Genomic DNA, 15,609 nt, shown 5'->3' on the forward strand with positions numbered 1-15,609 from the left:
ATGCTGCGTCCGGGTTTTTGAATTGTGTGTATTGTCATTATTTTTGTCACGGAGCTTTTTATGAAACGTTTTTCACCGCTTGTTCTCTTGACTGTTTGCGGCCTGCTGGCCGCCCCTGTGATGGCTGCCGACCCTGCTCCAGAGCTGACCGGTTGCGCCGCTAAAAAACAAGCCATCACCCTGCAACTTGAACAGGCACGCGCCCACGGCAACAGCAACCAAGCAGCCGGCCTGGAAAAAGCCCTGAGCGAAGTGACGGCGAACTGCACCGACGCGGGCCTGCGCAAAGAGCGTGAAAACAAGGTGCTCGACGCCAAGCATGAAGTCAGCAAGCGCCAGGCCGACCTGGACAAAGCCATGAAAAAAGGCGATCCGGAAAAAATCGACAAGCGCAAAACCAAGCTCGCCGAGTCACGTAAAGAGCTGCAAGAAGCGCTGGATCAGCTGGACAAGTAAGTCGCTGAACTACCCTGTGGGGGCGAGCTGGCCGCGCGATCTTTTAAACAATCAAAAGATCGCGAGGCAAGCTCGCTCCTACAGGGGCTTGTGCCCACTCAGTGATTCCTGAATGCCTTGTGGCACGCACTGCACGTGTCCTGAACCTTCTGCACCGCAGGCGTCAGGTGGCTGGCTGAGTACGGCTGTTGCTGGCTGGCGACCACCAGCGCTCCCGTCGCCGCTTCCAGCTCGCGGGCCAATGCTTCAAACCGTGCCTGTTGCTGCCAGACTGCGTCGGTGGCGCTGGTTTTATCGGAGTCCTTTACCTGCGGAAAATGCGCCCACGGCTGATACGCCAGCGCATCGAGCTGCATGGCGGCTTCAGCAAAGCGCGGACCGTTAAACGGTACCCGGCCCTTCAACATGCCGCTCAGCTCTTCACTGGTACTGAGCATTTGTTTGAAAATCGCTTTACGCTGACCCAGCGGTGAGTCCGGATCAATGCCGCCACACGCCGACAGCGTCAGGCAGGCCAGCAACACAATGCAACATTGTTTAAAAGTCATGGTGGCTTCACGTCACGAAAATCGGTCGCCAGTATCCTCGTGTCACTCGCAAAGACCAATACCCCTATTAAATATACGGGTTGCCTCGACGGTTATCTGACCTCGGCAACTCTTGAAGGAACCTCGCTGATGAGATCACTTTTCAAGCCGCTGGCGTGGGCGCTGCCGATTGTCATGCTGCTGGCCGGGTGCAATGGCACCGACAAAGACACCGCCAAACCGGCCCCGCACACCACCTACAGCAAAGCCGACTGGAGCGCGCTGCCGGAAGTGACCGGCGTCGACCTGCAAAACGGTTTCGCCTCATGGCGCAGCGCGTGCACACGGCTCAAGGCCGACCCTAACTGGGGCAACCTGTGCAGCGCTGCCGCCAGCTTGCCGGCCAACCCGAGCGTGGCTGAAGTCAGCAGTTTCCTGCAAACCCACCTGGACGTGTACAGCCTGCGCTCGGCCGAAGGCAGCAGCGACGGCTTGATCACCGGCTACTACGAGCCGGTCTACCCTGGCAGCCTGAAACAGACCACCGCGGCCCATGTGCCTATTTACGGCGTGCCGTCTGATTTGATCGTGGTGAACCTGGACAGCATCTACCCGGAACTCAAGGGCAAACGCCTGCGCGGTCGCCTTGAAGGGCGCGTGCTCAAGCCGTACGACACCGCCGAAACCATCAACAACCAAGGCCTCAATGCGCCGGTACTGGCCTGGCTGACCGACCCGATGGACCTGCAATTCCTGCAAATTCAGGGGTCGGGCCGCGTGCAACTCGACAATGGCCGCCAACTGCGCATCGGCTATGCCGACCAAAACGGCCATCCGTACAAACCGATTGGCCGCTGGTTGGTGGAACAGGGCGAGCTGAAAAAAGAAGACGTCACCATGGGCAGCATTCACGCGTGGGCAGTGGCTCACCCTGAACGCGTGCACGAACTGCTGGCCAGCAACCCCAGCTACGTGTTTTTCACGCAAAACCCTGACAGCAACGAAGGCCCGCGCGGCTCGCTGAACGTGCCATTGACCGCAGGTTACAGCGTGGCAGTGGATCGCAGCGTCATCCCGCTGGGCAGCTTGCTGTGGTTGTCGACCACCCAGGCAGACGGCCAGCCGATCGTACGCCCGGTTGCCGCCCAAGACACTGGAGGCGCCATTGCCGGTGAAGTGCGGGCAGACTTCTTCGTCGGCACCGGCCCGGAAGCCGGGAAAATCGCAGGGGACATGAAGCAGAAAGGCAACATCTGGCTGTTGTGGCCCAAAGGCGCAGCGTTGCCGCAATAACACCTGATGCCTCTGTAGGAGCGAGCTTTTGATCTTTAAAAGATCGCGAGACAAGCTCGCTCCTACACGGCGGGGAGTCAGATTAGTCTTCTTCTCGGCCCGGAAAACTCCTGCAAATCCTCCCCCGCTTGTTCCTGCCCACCTCGCAGAATAGTCTCGACGTTCGCCCTATTTATCGAGACCTTACATGACTAACAAAGCGGTTATCGTCTTCAGTGGCGGGCAAGACTCGACGACGTGTCTGTTACAGGCGCTGCCCCTGTATGACGAAGTGCACTGCATTACCTTTGACTACGGCCAGCGTCACCGCGCGGAAATTGACGTTGCACGGGTGCTTTCCAAGCAACTGGGCGCCACTAAACACACCGTTCTGGATGCCTCACTGCTCAATCAATTAACGGTCAGCAGCCTGACCCGCGAAGATATGGACGTGCCCGACGCCTCAGCACCTGAAAACGGTTTGCCGAGTACCTTCGTGCCAGGGCGCAATATTGTGTTTCTCACACTGGCGTCTATTTATGCCTACCAGGTGCAGGCCAAAACCGTGATTACCGGCGTGTGCGAAACAGACTTTTCAGGCTACCCGGACTGCCGCGACGCGTTCGTCAAATCACTGAACCGGGCCATCACCTTGGGCATGGCCTACGACGTACGCATCAAAACGCCACTGATGTGGCTAAACAAAGCCGAAGTGTGGGCGCTGGCCGATGAGTACCAACAATTGGCCGTGATTCGTGACCAAACCCTGACCTGCTACAACGGCATCCAGGGCGCAGGCTGCACTCACTGCGCCGCCTGCAGCTTGCGGGCAAAAGGGTTGGCCGAGTACTTGAGCGACACAGCAGGTGTTCGCCAACGCTTGCAGGCAAAGCTGCAAAAAGCCGCATAGCGCCTTGCACGTCAGCCACTATCAACACGCTGGGCGTGTTGATAGTCAGCGAATCATTGCCGGGCGCTTACCTGCTCTCCACCGTCATGTATTTGCTTAACAGCGCCCTCATGCCATACGCCGGGAACACGTTAAAAAATGCAAAGCTCACTTTGATAAGAATCTGGATAACGATCATGTCAAGGATGACACTGGTTTCCATAACGCCATAAAACGCCAGAAAGCAAAAAAGAAAGCTGTCAATAATGACCGCGATAAAAGTGCTCAGGAACACCCGGAGAAACAAGAACCTCGAATTCGTCAATTCTTTAATCTTGCACAGCAAGTAGGTATTGACGTACTCCGATACCAAAAATGAAATTAACGACGCGATCAGCACTGAAGACAGGTGACCAATCACCTGGTTATAGGGCTCATCCAGTTTCCAGTCAGACAGCCCTGGCAGATAAGTCGTTACGCTGAGCATGGCAATAATGAGTGCATTACTCACAAAGGCAAAAAATATGGCCCTTCTTGCAAGCCTGAGGCCATAAGACTCATTGAGCACATCCACAATAAGAAAGGTCAACGGGTATAAAAAAGCCCCCGGTGTTACCACAATGCCCGGCCACTCCAGAAAAATAGGTTTGGTGGCCGCAATACTGGTGAATATGTAGAGGGTAAATAACAGCAGATTCAAAACAACATAGATCATCCATGAACGTTCGTGACGGTCTTTGAAGTCGTAGGCGGTCACAGAGCCCTCTTGTGAGTAGAGCTTTTTATGAATTGTCTTGACCTCGGCCGGATTAAAATTATCCATCACCTCGCTGCTTATTAGCTCAGACAATTTAACTTTGATCACTTTACCGGTTGCCACCACCATGACAATGACCCGGCTTTTATGATTATCGAAGCCAAGCAGTTTGTACCTGGAGTTATCCGCCTCACACTTACAGGTCATTGAAACGCTCCTCGACGATATACCCGATCACACATAGCCCACTCGATTCAATCGACTGACCGTCCACGATACTGAGCCGCAAAGTGCCCGTGTCGTATGCCAAGTGGTCGCCAATCCTGTTCACGCAGCCCTTGTGAACGATCAAGACATCACCGGCCCCATAAGATGCATAACGTCGATATTCCAAAATAACAGCCACCATGTTATGAGCCGAGCCGAAATAGTAAGTGAGTGGAAAACGCGTTACCAATTCACCAATTGGTTTGTCAAGACAACTGATTAATTGCCCTTCTTTTAGAATGGGTACAGCCGCCGGATTCATGTTCCCTTCGATTGAAGCACTCCGCTCCAGCGTTTCTTTTTCTTCAAAATCTATTCGTTCTATTTCTTCGTAAGACACACCAAAAAAATTAGATATCTTGCGCACGGTGGAGTGCTGAACATTGGATACCTTACCTTCTAAAATATTGTAGATCGTGGTTCGTGTCAGGCCACTGGCAACACACAGTGACACCTGAGTTTCTCCGCGACTCTTGATCAAATAGCGAATATTACTTTTTAAATTTTTATTCTTTTCTTTTCGATGCATCTTGCCCCCTTCACACTGTACACGCCGAGCCTACGACTTACCTTCAACGCTTGAGACGGACTCATAGTGCAAATGTTTCGCCCATAAAACCAGCAAGAAAAACAAGACAAAAAATTTCATCACGCGTGCAGTCTTTTTATCACGAACGAACTATCCGCCTAGCATGTAGGCAACTTGCACAGCCATAGCGTTAAAAACACGGCGAATTATCTGCACATATTTTTATTATTGATTACTTGAGATTAACCATTACTTTGGACACGTGTTAACTTTTATGAAAAGTACGTTTAATACTTATTGCACGCAGAACTGACACTCACCCAATAGCCATCCTCCCTACGCTTGGGGTTTCCCGTGAAAAAAACATCTCCGGCTTCAATCGACTTTGTTCCAGAAGGCTCTGCAATTGACACGCTTGTGCTGGACCGCGCAGCCGCTGATCGGGCGCTCGACTTCTATCTGCCCGATACATCACTGCTCGATGTGTCACCGTCAGCCATTACGACACTTAAGGACAGCGCCAACCTTCAAGCCGCCTTGAGCTGTGCGTCTGATTTGCTGCGTTGCGCAGCACGATCGGCCAATGAAGTGAGCAATGCGCTAAAAGGGGTACAACGTGATCACGCGTTACAGATCATCAACAGGGTCGAAAAAGCCAGACAGCACATTGAAAACTCTCTGGCCGGGCTCACAGCTTCGTGGGAAATGATCCCTGGCCAAACCGATTGGCAGGCAACTGAGTGACTGACAGGGGGGCACTGGTTCGCCCCCGGCAGGACACACGCGTCGTTACATCGACACAAAAAAGAAGCTGACAATCAGCCCCATGCCGATAAACCAGACAATCGAGCGCAACAGCGCCCAGTCGGCCAGGTAGCAGATGATGTACAGCAGGCGGCTGGTGATGAATAGCACCGCCAGCACATCAATGGTCACTGGCTGGGCGTTGCCCACGATGTCGGCAATGATCACCGCCGCCGCAAAGGCCGGGGTTACTTCAAAGCTGTTGAGCTGGGCGTTGTGGGCGCGTTTGGCAGACCCTTCGAGGGTGGCGAGAAACGCGCGCGGGTCATGGTTTTGTCGGGGGCCGAACTTGCCTTGGCTGAACTTGGCAATGCCGGTACAGACGTACGGCAAACACAGGGCAATCAGTACACACCAGAAGGCAACGGTCATGGGACTTTCCTTTTTAGAGTTTCATCACGAGCATGCCGATCAGCACCCGTCCACAGGCTAAGAGCCTCGGGCGGGCAAAAGGTTCTTGGCGCTGCTGGCGCTCGCTTGGTTGTAACAGCAGCGGTCTAAACTTCCAGCGATCTTTTGCGCTTTGCGTGGGTCCAAACAAACCACCGCCACCTGCACCAACGCCTACGCTTAACCCAGAGTGTGCCAGGTAAAGATGTGTCCCTGAGCGCTGCGATTACATCAAACACACAGTCCGACCCGTTCGGGCTTCCATTCACTCACGCCACCACAGGATCCCGGATGCTTGAGCTTGTTGCTGCGTTTATCTGCCTGACTTCACTACTCACGTATGTGAATTACCGTTTTATCGGCCTGCCGCCAACGATTGGCGTCATGGTCACTGCCCTTATGTTTTCGCTGCTGTTGCAGGGTTTGAGCTTTCTCGGCTATCCGGGGCTCGAAGACCGTGTGCAAGAGCTGATCGGCCAGATCGATTTCAGCGATTTGCTGATGAACTGGATGCTGTCGTTCTTGCTGTTTGCCGGCGCCTTGCACGTTAACTTCAATGACGTGCGCAGTTATCGCTGGCCCATTGGCCTGCTGGCCACCTTCGGTGTGCTGATCGCGACCACGGTCATCGGCAGCCTCGCTTATTACATTTTCGAGCTGTTCGGCTGGCATATCAGCTTCCTGTATTGCTTGCTGTTTGGTGCGCTGATTTCCCCGACCGACCCGATCGCGGTACTCGGTGTGTTGCGTACGGCCAACGCGTCCAAGCCGCTGAAAACCACCATTGTGGGCGAGTCGTTATTTAATGACGGCACCGCGGTCGTGGTGTTCACCGTGTTGCTCGGCATCGTGCAACTGGGCGAAACCCCGAGCCTGAGCTCGACCGCCATGCTGTTCGCCCACGAGGCCATAGGCGGCGTGGTGTTTGGTGGCCTGATCGGGTACCTGGTGTACCTGATGATCAAAAGCATTGAGCAGTATCAGATCGAGGTGATGCTGACCCTGGCGCTGGTGATCGGCGGCTCGGCCATGGCCAGTGAGCTGCACGTGTCTGCGCCGATTGCGATGGTGGTGGCCGGTTTGATCATCGGCAACCTGGGCCGCAACAAAGCCATGAACGACATGACCCGCCGCTACATGGACGGCTTTTGGGAACTGCTCGATGACATGCTCAACGCGCTGCTGTTTGCGTTGATCGGTATGGAACTGTTGCTGCTGCCATTCTCGTGGCTGCACTTGCTGGCGGCCGGCGTATTGGCCCTGGCGATTCTGCTCTCGCGCCTGCTTACCGTGGCCCCGGCCATTGTGCTGCTGCGTCGCTGGCGCACCGTGCCGCGTGGCACCATCCGCATTCTCACTTGGGGTGGCCTGCGTGGCGGTGTATCGGTAGCCTTGGCCCTGGCGTTGCCGTTGGGCCCGGAGCGCGACTTGATCCTGAGTATCACCTACATCGTGGTGCTGTCTTCGATCCTGCTTCAAGGCCTGACCATCGGCAAACTGGTCAGCCACGTCACCAAAGATGCGCCAGCACCTGCTGAATCCGAACACGCGCATTAAGCCTCAAAGCCCCCGCTCTACCGGCCCGGGCTGCGATTGTTGATCTTCAACAATTGCAGCCCGGCGCTCATTTCGTCCTGTTCCCGGCGTTTCCCGTCAGCTTGGCTACACTCCTTTCAAAATGTAAAAAAGTACGTCACGAAAGGAGAAAGTGATGAGTTCGTCTGCTGCCTATGCACCACCCCGGCGCCATCTCGGCGCTTACATCGTGATCATCACCGCGTTGATTGCTTTGTGTATCACTGCGTGGCGGTTCTTTACGCCGTTATCCGGGATAACCGATTCCGGTGGCGCGATGGTCGCCATGCTGGCCGAGTTTGTGCTGTTCATTCTGGGCCTGTTACTGATCAAGACAGAGGCCGGAGGGGCCAGGGCTTTCTTCCTGTTCCTGGCTTGGGTAGGTGTTATCGGGACGTTTTTTGCCGCCTTGTTGCTACATGGCTGGTGGACTGCCGCCGTGCTGGTTGTGTGCGCTGTAGGTGTCCTCATTGAAACGTTTGGCAGCAAGCCAACAAGGAGCGCGTGAGATGAGCACAATGAAAAAGAACCTTTTGGCAGCACCTGCCCTTTGTATGCTTGCGGGCATTTCTACAGCCCATGCAGACACCACCTACGTGGTTCCACCACCGCTTCTGGCGCAGTCCAGCGTCTCTGCTGAAGACGCCAAGCTGCCGATTCCTACCGGTAAAGAGTGGGACACCTTCCACGGCCAGCTCAGCTCACAGAAGTACTCGCCGCTGACGCAAATCAACAAGGACAACGTCGGGCAGTTGAAGAAGGTCTGGCAGTATTTCACCGGGGACATGTCTGACGGCACCGGTAAAACCCCGGCCACCGTCTGGTCCGCCACGCCTATCTTCGCCAACGACACGCTGTACGTGGGCACGCCGTTCTACCGCATCATTGCCCTTGAGCCCGAGACCGGCAAAGAGAAGTGGGTGTATGACACCAAGTCCGCATTGGTGGCCGAAACCCAGCCCGCGCTGAAGTCCCGTGGTGTGTCCTACTGGCAGGAAAAAAACCCGCAAGCGGGTGTTGCCTGTCAGAAGATGGTGTACCTGGGCAACATGACCGCGCAGTTGTACGCCGTCGATGCTGACACCGGCAAACCGTGCGAAAACTTCGGCAAAAATGGCGTTGTGGACGTTAACCAGTGGAACAAGCAGAACAACAAATGGCCGTTGTCGCAGTTGCAACCGCCTACCGTGATCGGCGACAAGCTGATCGTGGGCTGGGCCGGTAAAGACTGGGAGTACGAAGTCGAATCGCCAGGCTCGCTGTTTGCCCTGAACGCCCGCACTGGCGAGCTGGAGTGGGAATTCAAGCCGATCCCTGAAGAAGAAGCCGGCAAAACCGGTACCGCCAATATCTGGACCGCCATGTCCTATGACCCGGCGCTGGGGTTGCTGTACATCCCTGTGTCCTCGCCGTCGCCCAACTACTGGGGCGGCAACCGCACCAACCCTATTCCGCTGGGCACCTCAACCACGGCGTTGGATATCAACACGGGTAAAGTCGTGTGGTCGCGTCAGTGGGTTCACCACGATATCTGGGACTACGACATCAACTCTGCGCCGACGCTGATGGACATCACCGTTAATGGCAAACCTGTGGCGGCGCTGGTACAAGCGACCAAAATGGGCTTCCTGTTTACCGTGGACCGTCGCACCGGTGAAGACGTGTGGCCGATTGAAGAACGTCCGGTGCCTAAAGGCGAAGCCAAGGGTGAAGTCTACTCACCGACCCAACCGTTCCCGACCAAGCCTGAACCGCTGCTGGACCAGTCGAAAAAACCGGCCATCTGGAAAATTGCTGACATTGTCGGCTTTGGCCAGTGCAGCAAGATGTGGGACGGCCTGGAATACAACGGCATGTACTCGCCGCCCGGCCTCAAAGGCAATGGCGTGCTGGCCTACCCGGACAGCGCCGGTGGTGTGCAGTGGGGTGGCGTAGCGTTCGACCCGGTCAGCCAGGTCGCCATCGTCAACACCTCGCACATCGTGCAGATGATCAAGCTGTGGGATCGCGAGGCCTACGACAAACAGCCTAAAGAATCTGGCAACGAAAACGGCTTCTACCCACAAATCGGCGCGCCTTACGGCATGTCGTTGGTCAACGCGCAGAACTGGGCCGGCATGCCGTGCTGGGCTCCGCCGTTCGGTGAACTGGTGGCGATCAACATGCAGACCGGTGACGTGAAATGGCGTCGTCCGATGGGGGCTGTTCAACAGTGGGGCTGGTACATGCCGCCAGACATGGGTTCGCCAACCATTGGTGGCCCGGCGGTGACAGCCGGTGGCGTGGTGTTCATTGGCGCCTCGATGGACGCCAAGGTACGCGCCTACGCACTGGATGACGGTAAAGAACTGTGGTCTGACATCGTCATGGCCCCTGCCGTCGCCAACCCTGCGGTGTACGAATACAAAGGCAAGCAATACGTGGCTTTTGTCGCAGGCGGCAACTCGATCATGAAAGATCAAGTGGGCGACCAAGTGGTGGTGTACGCGCTGCCGAAGTAAACGCGAAGCCCTCACAGGGTCTATGACCCTGTGAGGCACCTCGTAGCAGCTGTCGAGTCTGCGAGACTGCGTCCGATTGCGAAGCGATCGTAAACCCACAAAACCCGATTTAACTGAAGAACCTCGATAACCCGTTTACGACGGCTGCGCCGCCGGACGTAGCCTCGCAAAGCTCGTCAACTGCTACGCGATTTGTACCCCTCTCTCTATCCGCCGCAGCTGTTCATTGGCTCGCTCGGCGAACAATTCCAGTAACCCTTCCAGCAGATGCACCGGCGCTTCGTCGGCGCGGGTCAGGGCGTACAGGGTGATCGGCAATGCCGGGCTCAACGGGCGGATGACGGTGCTTGCCGCTGAGGCGCCCAGGGCGGTGAACGGGTCTATCACGGCCAACCCAGCTCCCGATTCCACCATCGCTCGCGCCAGCGAGTAGGTCTGCACCGCAATGTTGATGCGCGGGGGCGGCTCGATGGTTTTCAGGTAACTGTCCAAACGCGCAAACAACGGGTCGGCGCTGCTAAGGCCAATCAACGGTGCGTCCGCCAGTTCATGCAGCGCCAGCGGCTCGCCCTCACGGTCCTCGCTCCAATAACCCCGTGGCGCCAACGCGACCAGCACGCTGTGGGCCAACGCCTGGGCCTTGAGCCCCGGGTGGTCGGGCAGTTTTAAAGTCAGCGCTACGTCCAGCTCACGCATCAGCAGGCTTTGCACCAGTTCACGACTGTGTGCGCTCGCCAGTTCGCAGCGGCTGTCGGGATAGCGGCGCGTCCACTCGCCAATCACTGGCGGCAACAAGGACAACGCCAACGCAGGCGTGCTGCCGATGCGCAAGCGATGCCCCGGTGTGCGCCGCAAGCTTTCGGCCAGACGCTGCACGCCTTGCACGCTCTCGCTGACTTTTTCGACCTCGCGCTCCAGCAGCAGCGCCTCGGGGGTAGGCTGCAGTTTGCCGCGCACGCGCAAAAACAACGGGAACCCCAGTTGCATCTCGGCATGCTGCAGGACTTTGCTCACCGCAGGTTGCGAGACATGCAGCAACTGGGCGGCGGCGCTGATGGAGCCGGTCTGACGAATAGCCTGAAAAATTTCGATGTGGCGCAAGCGCATGGTGGCAGTCCATAACCTTTGTTTATGGGTGAAGCATCTTTAATCATTGTTCAGCGCCTGTCACCTGCCCCTAATCTGAAACCCGCACAACAGTGGGTAAGGACTGACATGGCACAGCGCGTTTGCATCATCGGGGGTGGGGTTATCGGGCTGGCAACGGCGTATGCGCTGGTGCGCGAAGGCTTTGACGTGAGTGTGATCGAAGCCCGCCCGACCCTCGGCAGCCAGACCAGCTTTGCCAACGGCGGCCAATTGTCGTACCGCTATGTCGCCCCGCTGGCCGATGCTGGCGTGCCATTGCAGGCGCTGGGCTGGATGTTGCGCAGCGACTCACCGCTCAAACTGCGCCCGCGCATGGATCCGGCGCAATGGCGCTGGCTGGCCTCGTTTGTGGCCGCCTGCCGGGGGTCGGTCAATCAGCGCAATGGCGCACACCTGCTGCGTTTGGCATTGCTGAGCCAGGCCACGTTGCAGCAATGGCGCGAGGAAGACCACCTGGACGGGTTCCAGTGGCGCCGTAACGGCAAGCTGGTGGCTTTTCGCGAACCGTCGCACTTCGCCAAGGCCCGGCAAAACGTTATCCACAGCTCATTTCAGCAAGCGCTCTCTGCCAGCGAATGCTCGGCTCTGGAGCCCGGTTTGCAGGGTTCCACGTTTGTCGGTGGCATTTACACCCCCGATGAAGAGGTCGGCGATTGCCACGCCTTCTGCCAACAGTTGTTCGCCCGTTTACAGGCCTCGGGGCGCTGCACATTTTTGCTGGGCAAAACCGTCACCCGTTTGCATCACGAGCACGGTGAGGTCAAGGCCGTGCACATGGGCGACGAGGTGCTGCCGGTCGATCAACTGGTGCTCGCAGCGGGGCATAACAGCCCGGCCTTGAGCTTGCCGGGGCTGAATCTGCCGCTGTATCCGCTCAAGGGTTACAGCCTCACATTGGCGTTGAGCGATCCCGGCAAAGCCCCCGACGTGAGCATCACCGATTACGACCGCAAGATCGTGTACGCCCGCATTGGCGAGCAATTGCGCATTGCCGCGATGGTCGACATCGTCGGTTTTGATGCCTCACTCGACCCCAAACGCCTCGCGCAAATGCGCCAACTGGCCCAAAGCACCTTCCCCGAAGCGGGCGATTACCAACACGCCATTGAGTGGGCAGGCATGCGCCCGGCCACCCCCAGCGGCGTACCGATTCTGGGCGCCAGCGGCTATCGCAACTTGTGGCTCAACCTGGGCCACGGCGCGCTGGGCTTTACCCTGGCCTGCGGCAGCGGGCGCTTGCTGAGCGAGTTGATTGCACAGCGCAAAACCTCCATTGACCTGCAAGGTCTGGCCTTGCACGCCGCCTGACCATTGACCCACACCTCAAGGAAATGCCCGATGACGATTCACCGCATTCACAGCAATGACCGTTTAAGCGCCGCTGCGACCTATGAGGCGCTGGTGTTTCTGTCCGGGCAGGTGCCGACCGGTAGCGAAGACATTACCGCGCAGACCGAAGAAGTCCTGAGCAAGATCGACGCCTTGTTGGCCGAAACCGGCAGCAGCAAGGACCACATCCTCAACGCCACGATTTACCTGCAAAACATTGAGCGCGACTTCGCGCCCATGAACGCGGTGTGGTCTGCCTGGCTGTCTGCAGGCAAGGCGCCGACGCGCACAACACTGCAAGCGCAACTGGCCCGACCGCAGGTGCTGGTGGAAATCAGCGTGATTGCTGTCCGTCGCTAATCAGCTTGAAACCGGAGAATAAGAAGATGAAAAAGCTCACCTTGATCAGTTGCACGCTGGGCCTTTTGCTCAGCCACTCACTGCACGCCAGCGAAGCGCCGTTGCAGGGCACGCTCAAAAAAGTCGCTGATTCCGGGAGCATAACCCTGGGTTATCGCGATGCATCGGTGCCTTTTTCCTACGTAGGCGATAACACAGGCAAGCCGATGGGCTATTCAGTGGAGCTGGCGAACAAAATCGTCGAGCGCATCCAGCAGCAAGTCGGCGGCGCGCCACTGAAGGTCAAATACAACCTGGTGACTTCGCAAACCCGGATCCCGCTGGTGCAAAACGGCACGGTTGATCTGGAGTGCGGCTCAACCGGTGTGACGGCCGAACGACAAAAACAGGTAGCGTTTTCGTATGGTTTTATCTACGTCAAAGGCCAGTTGCTGACCGCCAAAAACAGCGGCATCCAGGGCTTTGATGACCTGCGCGACAAGAACGTCGTGACCACGGCGGGCACCACCAATGAGCGCTTTCTCAAGAGCTACAACGCTGACCACAAAATGAACATGAACGTGATCAGTGCCAAAGACCACGGCGAGGCATTCAAGATGCTCGAAACCGGCCGTGCCGTGGCCTTTTACATGGATGATGCGCTGCTCTACGGCGAACGTGCCAAAGCCCGCGACCCGCACAACTGGGTGGTGGTGGGTCACGAGCAGTCCCGCGAAATCTACAGCTGCATGGTGCGCAAGGACGATCCACAGTTGCTGGCGGTGGTGAACCAAGCGCTGGCGGATCTGTATCAGTCGGGCGAGATCAACGGCATCTATCAGCGCTGGTTTGAGCAGCCGATTCCACCGAATGGCCTGAACCTGGAGTTCCCGATGACCGCCGAACTGAAGCAGATCATCGCCAAGCCGGTGAGCGATCCGGTGGAGTAAACCCGGGGCTTACGACACCCACGGCGACGTGCGGATGATCTCGACGAAGTTCAGCGGTTTGAAGCTTGGGTCGATGTCCACCAGCACGTCGGCGTTAACCGTGCCGAACGTGGTGTCGGGGCGATGTTTAAAGCCGTTGGCGAAGGCGCAAAGAATGCATTCCTTGAAGCCTTCACCACGCGGGTGCGCATGCACCACGGCTTCGCGCTGCTCAGTGGGGAACGCCGCGTAATCAATGCCCAGCACGTCCATTTCTACGCCCGCTGTCACCAGCGCCACGTTTGGTCGCAGGTGTTGCGGTACACCCGGCGTGGTGTGCAGCGCAATGGACAACCACACTTGCTCAACATCGTCGTCGCTCAGGCCAAACGGTTTCATGAAGGCTTTGGCGTTGTTGGCGCTGTCGACTTCAAAACGCTCGGTGTCTGTGCGATGGCCTTCAACCAGGCCCAGATCATGGAACATCGCCCCCACGTACAAAAGCTCCGGGTCATAGGCCAATTGCTTGCGTTGGCCGCTCAGCGCGCCAAACAAAAACACGCGACGCGAGTGGTTGTAGAGCAAATCGGACTCAACATCACGGATGTATTCAGTCGTGGCTTTGGCCAAGGCGCTGTCCGGAATGACGATGCCTGCGATGGTCTGACTCATGGCGAACTCCTCGATCAAGCGCCGGGGTGGCGCTGTTGAGTTCAGTGTGGACCGCGCCCCCCATGGCAACAATCGTCACGCAGGTGCGATTCGTGCCAATCAGGTGGCAATGCCGGCCACCCCTTTAAACAGGCTTGCCACACCGGGCGGCGGCGGTATTTGATGTATCACCCCTCAGACGGCGACCCCTGATGACCTTGAAGATCGCATTGATCGTTTTCCCCGGCGTGCAGGCCCTGGATGTGACCGGCCCCATGGATGTGTTTGCCGAGGCCAATGTGTTTCTGCCGCCTGCTCAGCGCTATCAACTGGAGGTGCTGGGCCTGGAGGCAGGCTTGCTGGCCTGCTCCAACGGCTTGTCGATCCAGGCCCATCGGCATTTCACCGAAGCCAGCACAGCCTACGACCTGGTCTTGAGCGCTGGCGGCCCGGCGCTGCCCACTCAGGATTTCGGTCCGGTGTTTTATAGCTGGTTACGCACGCTGTGCCGCCGCTCGCGTCGCTTTGGTTCGATCTGTAACGGGGCGTTGATGCTCGCGCGCGCAGGCTTGCTGGACGGCCGACGGGTGACCACCCACTGGGGCGATGTCGCAGCCCTGGCGCGCCTGTGCCCGAGCGCCAAACTGGAAGCCGATCGCTTGTATGTGCAAGACGATAACTTGTTTACCTCAGCCGGGGTGACGGCCGGGATTGATCTGTCGCTGTATGTGTTGAGCCAGGATCATGGCCCCGAGGTTGCGCTCAGCGTGGCCAAACGGCTGGTGGTGTTTACCCAGCGTTCGGGCGGGCAGTCGCAGTTCAGCCCGTTTTTGACCGCAGCCACCCCGGACGATTCGCCGGTGGCGGCGGTGCAACGGTTTGTGCAGGCCAACCTGCGTGCGGATCTGACCATCAGTGAACTGGCGCAAGCGGCCAACATGAGCCCGCGCAATTTCTCTCGGGTATTTGCCCGTGACACTGGAATTACCCCAGCACAATTTGTTGAGGGTGCGCGGGTAGATGCCGTCCGCGCCTTACTGGAAAACCCGGCACTGGCCCTCAAGACCGTGGCTTACGAATGCGGTTTTCGCGATGCGCATCACCTGCGCAGCGTGTTCATGCGCAGGCTGGGCGTCTCGCCGCAGCAGTTCCGGGCGAACTTCGCAGTGATGGCGTAACGAGTATTCCTGTAGGAGCGAGCTTGCCTCGCGATCTTTTAAAGATCAAAAGATCGCGAGGCAAGCT

Annotated in this window: 18 protein-coding genes; 12 read left to right on the plus strand and 6 right to left on the minus strand. The window is 57.4% G+C overall.

Annotation, left to right across the window (positions count from 1 at the left end; all coding sequences use genetic code 11):
- The first annotated feature begins 60 nt into the window (after nt 1-60).
- Nucleotides 61-456 (plus strand): DUF1090 domain-containing protein, encoded by a 396-nt coding sequence (locus AAEZ03_RS17010; protein WP_048370869.1) that lies wholly within the window; start codon nt 61-63, stop codon nt 454-456.
- Nucleotides 457-554: 98 nt separating this feature from the next.
- Here the strand turns inward: AAEZ03_RS17010 and AAEZ03_RS17015 are convergent, their stop codons facing one another.
- Nucleotides 555-1,004, minus strand: a complete 450-nt coding sequence (locus AAEZ03_RS17015; protein WP_273221856.1) for a c-type cytochrome — start codon at nt 1,002-1,004, stop codon at nt 555-557.
- Between the two features lie 129 nt (nt 1,005-1,133).
- On the opposite strand from AAEZ03_RS17015, the gene mltA reads away from it, so the two are divergent.
- A complete protein-coding gene (gene mltA, locus AAEZ03_RS17020; RefSeq protein WP_153368282.1) occupies nt 1,134-2,276 on the plus strand; it encodes a murein transglycosylase A in 1,143 nt (380 codons plus the stop codon).
- A gap of 187 nt (nt 2,277-2,463) precedes the next feature.
- Complete coding sequence (queC, locus tag AAEZ03_RS17025; protein WP_350580166.1) at nt 2,464-3,165, plus strand: 7-cyano-7-deazaguanine synthase QueC; 702 nt, start codon at nt 2,464-2,466, stop codon at nt 3,163-3,165.
- Between the two features lie 67 nt (nt 3,166-3,232).
- Here the strand turns inward: queC and AAEZ03_RS17030 are convergent, their stop codons facing one another.
- Nucleotides 3,233-4,108, minus strand: a complete 876-nt coding sequence (locus tag AAEZ03_RS17030; protein WP_273221861.1) for a queuosine precursor transporter — start codon at nt 4,106-4,108, stop codon at nt 3,233-3,235.
- Nucleotides 4,098-4,697, minus strand: coding sequence for a helix-turn-helix transcriptional regulator (locus AAEZ03_RS17035; RefSeq protein ID WP_278940769.1), 600 nt, complete (start codon nt 4,695-4,697; stop codon nt 4,098-4,100). The genes AAEZ03_RS17030 and AAEZ03_RS17035 overlap by 11 nt, the downstream gene beginning before the upstream one ends.
- A gap of 354 nt (nt 4,698-5,051) precedes the next feature.
- On the opposite strand from AAEZ03_RS17035, the gene AAEZ03_RS17040 reads away from it, so the two are divergent.
- Nucleotides 5,052-5,441 (plus strand): DUF3077 domain-containing protein, encoded by a 390-nt coding sequence (locus AAEZ03_RS17040; protein WP_350580169.1) that lies wholly within the window; start codon nt 5,052-5,054, stop codon nt 5,439-5,441.
- 45 nt (nt 5,442-5,486) lie between these two features.
- Here the strand turns inward: AAEZ03_RS17040 and AAEZ03_RS17045 are convergent, their stop codons facing one another.
- The gene (locus tag AAEZ03_RS17045; protein ID WP_153329421.1) at nt 5,487-5,873 is read right to left on the minus strand and encodes an MAPEG family protein; all 387 of its coding nucleotides are present in this window, start codon (nt 5,871-5,873) and stop codon (nt 5,487-5,489) included.
- Nucleotides 5,874-6,182: 309 nt separating this feature from the next.
- Between AAEZ03_RS17045 and AAEZ03_RS17050 the strand changes: the two genes are divergently transcribed.
- From AAEZ03_RS17050 to AAEZ03_RS17060, 3 genes are all read left to right on the plus strand, one after another.
- Nucleotides 6,183-7,448 (plus strand): cation:proton antiporter, encoded by a 1,266-nt coding sequence (locus tag AAEZ03_RS17050; protein ID WP_273221868.1) that lies wholly within the window; start codon nt 6,183-6,185, stop codon nt 7,446-7,448.
- 154 nt (nt 7,449-7,602) lie between these two features.
- A complete protein-coding gene (locus AAEZ03_RS17055; protein ID WP_048370882.1) occupies nt 7,603-7,974 on the plus strand; it encodes a hypothetical protein in 372 nt (123 codons plus the stop codon).
- A gap of 1 nt (nt 7,975) precedes the next feature.
- On the plus strand, nt 7,976-9,967 hold the full coding sequence (locus AAEZ03_RS17060) for a pyrroloquinoline quinone-dependent dehydrogenase (RefSeq protein ID WP_273221870.1): 1,992 nt from the start codon (nt 7,976-7,978) through the stop codon (nt 9,965-9,967).
- 183 nt (nt 9,968-10,150) lie between these two features.
- Here AAEZ03_RS17060 and AAEZ03_RS17065 read toward each other — a convergent pair whose 3' ends face one another.
- Entirely contained in the window at nt 10,151-11,074 is a 924-nt protein-coding gene (locus tag AAEZ03_RS17065; protein WP_350580175.1) for a LysR family transcriptional regulator, read from the minus strand.
- A gap of 24 nt (nt 11,075-11,098) precedes the next feature.
- Here AAEZ03_RS17065 and AAEZ03_RS17070 point away from each other — a divergent pair, with 24 nt between their 5' ends.
- Genes AAEZ03_RS17070 through AAEZ03_RS17080 form a run of 3 tightly spaced genes read left to right on the plus strand, consistent with a single transcriptional unit; the run spans nt 11,099 to nt 13,734 of the window.
- On the plus strand, nt 11,099-12,424 hold the full coding sequence (locus AAEZ03_RS17070) for a D-amino acid dehydrogenase (RefSeq protein ID WP_350580178.1): 1,326 nt from the start codon (nt 11,099-11,101) through the stop codon (nt 12,422-12,424).
- Nucleotides 12,425-12,454: 30 nt separating this feature from the next.
- Nucleotides 12,455-12,805, plus strand: coding sequence for a RidA family protein (locus AAEZ03_RS17075; protein WP_123750824.1), 351 nt, complete (start codon nt 12,455-12,457; stop codon nt 12,803-12,805).
- 26 nt (nt 12,806-12,831) lie between these two features.
- Nucleotides 12,832-13,734, plus strand: a complete 903-nt coding sequence (locus AAEZ03_RS17080) for a transporter substrate-binding domain-containing protein (protein WP_048385050.1) — start codon at nt 12,832-12,834, stop codon at nt 13,732-13,734.
- 9 nt (nt 13,735-13,743) lie between these two features.
- On the opposite strand, the gene AAEZ03_RS17085 is transcribed toward AAEZ03_RS17080, so the two are convergent.
- A complete protein-coding gene (locus tag AAEZ03_RS17085) occupies nt 13,744-14,385 on the minus strand; it encodes an HD domain-containing protein (RefSeq protein WP_123750823.1) in 642 nt (213 codons plus the stop codon).
- On the opposite strand from AAEZ03_RS17085, the gene AAEZ03_RS17090 reads away from it, so the two are divergent.
- Both AAEZ03_RS17090 and AAEZ03_RS17095 read left to right on the plus strand, forming a co-directional pair.
- The gene (locus tag AAEZ03_RS17090) at nt 14,384-14,548 is read left to right on the plus strand and encodes a hypothetical protein (RefSeq protein WP_185059640.1); all 165 of its coding nucleotides are present in this window, start codon (nt 14,384-14,386) and stop codon (nt 14,546-14,548) included. The two genes, AAEZ03_RS17085 and AAEZ03_RS17090, sit on opposite strands and share 2 nt — an antisense overlap.
- A 28-nt stretch (nt 14,549-14,576) precedes the next feature.
- Entirely contained in the window at nt 14,577-15,542 is a 966-nt protein-coding gene (locus AAEZ03_RS17095; protein WP_350580183.1) for a GlxA family transcriptional regulator, read from the plus strand.
- Nucleotides 15,543-15,609 lie beyond the last annotated feature (67 nt).

This window comes from Pseudomonas sp. HY2-MNA-CIBAN-0224 (genome assembly GCF_040310285.1).
In the GTDB taxonomy this organism is placed as follows: domain Bacteria; phylum Pseudomonadota; class Gammaproteobacteria; order Pseudomonadales; family Pseudomonadaceae; genus Aquipseudomonas; species Aquipseudomonas helleri.

Bases quoted from the DNA above. Each gene is read 5' to 3' on its own strand.
- AAEZ03_RS17010 (WP_048370869.1), top strand. From the start codon at position 61: ATGAAACGTTTTTCACCGCTTGTTCTCTTGACTGTTTGCGGCCTGCTG.
- AAEZ03_RS17015 (WP_273221856.1), bottom strand. From the start codon at position 1,004: ATGACTTTTAAACAATGTTGCATTGTGTTGCTGGCCTGCCTGACGCTG.
- mltA (WP_153368282.1), top strand. From the start codon at position 1,134: ATGAGATCACTTTTCAAGCCGCTGGCGTGGGCGCTGCCGATTGTCATG.
- queC (WP_350580166.1), top strand. From the start codon at position 2,464: ATGACTAACAAAGCGGTTATCGTCTTCAGTGGCGGGCAAGACTCGACG.
- AAEZ03_RS17030 (WP_273221861.1), bottom strand. From the start codon at position 4,108: ATGACCTGTAAGTGTGAGGCGGATAACTCCAGGTACAAACTGCTTGGC.
- AAEZ03_RS17035 (WP_278940769.1), bottom strand. From the start codon at position 4,697: ATGCATCGAAAAGAAAAGAATAAAAATTTAAAAAGTAATATTCGCTAT.
- AAEZ03_RS17045 (WP_153329421.1), bottom strand. From the start codon at position 5,873: ATGACCGTTGCCTTCTGGTGTGTACTGATTGCCCTGTGTTTGCCGTAC.
- AAEZ03_RS17050 (WP_273221868.1), top strand. From the start codon at position 6,183: ATGCTTGAGCTTGTTGCTGCGTTTATCTGCCTGACTTCACTACTCACG.
- AAEZ03_RS17055 (WP_048370882.1), top strand. From the start codon at position 7,603: ATGAGTTCGTCTGCTGCCTATGCACCACCCCGGCGCCATCTCGGCGCT.
- AAEZ03_RS17060 (WP_273221870.1), top strand. From the start codon at position 7,976: ATGAGCACAATGAAAAAGAACCTTTTGGCAGCACCTGCCCTTTGTATG.
- AAEZ03_RS17065 (WP_350580175.1), bottom strand. From the start codon at position 11,074: ATGCGCTTGCGCCACATCGAAATTTTTCAGGCTATTCGTCAGACCGGC.
- AAEZ03_RS17070 (WP_350580178.1), top strand. From the start codon at position 11,099: ATGGGTGAAGCATCTTTAATCATTGTTCAGCGCCTGTCACCTGCCCCT.
- AAEZ03_RS17075 (WP_123750824.1), top strand. From the start codon at position 12,455: ATGACGATTCACCGCATTCACAGCAATGACCGTTTAAGCGCCGCTGCG.
- AAEZ03_RS17080 (WP_048385050.1), top strand. From the start codon at position 12,832: ATGAAAAAGCTCACCTTGATCAGTTGCACGCTGGGCCTTTTGCTCAGC.
- AAEZ03_RS17090 (WP_185059640.1), top strand. From the start codon at position 14,384: ATGGCGAACTCCTCGATCAAGCGCCGGGGTGGCGCTGTTGAGTTCAGT.
- AAEZ03_RS17085 (WP_123750823.1), bottom strand. From the start codon at position 14,385: ATGAGTCAGACCATCGCAGGCATCGTCATTCCGGACAGCGCCTTGGCC.
- AAEZ03_RS17095 (WP_350580183.1), top strand. From the start codon at position 14,577: ATGACCTTGAAGATCGCATTGATCGTTTTCCCCGGCGTGCAGGCCCTG.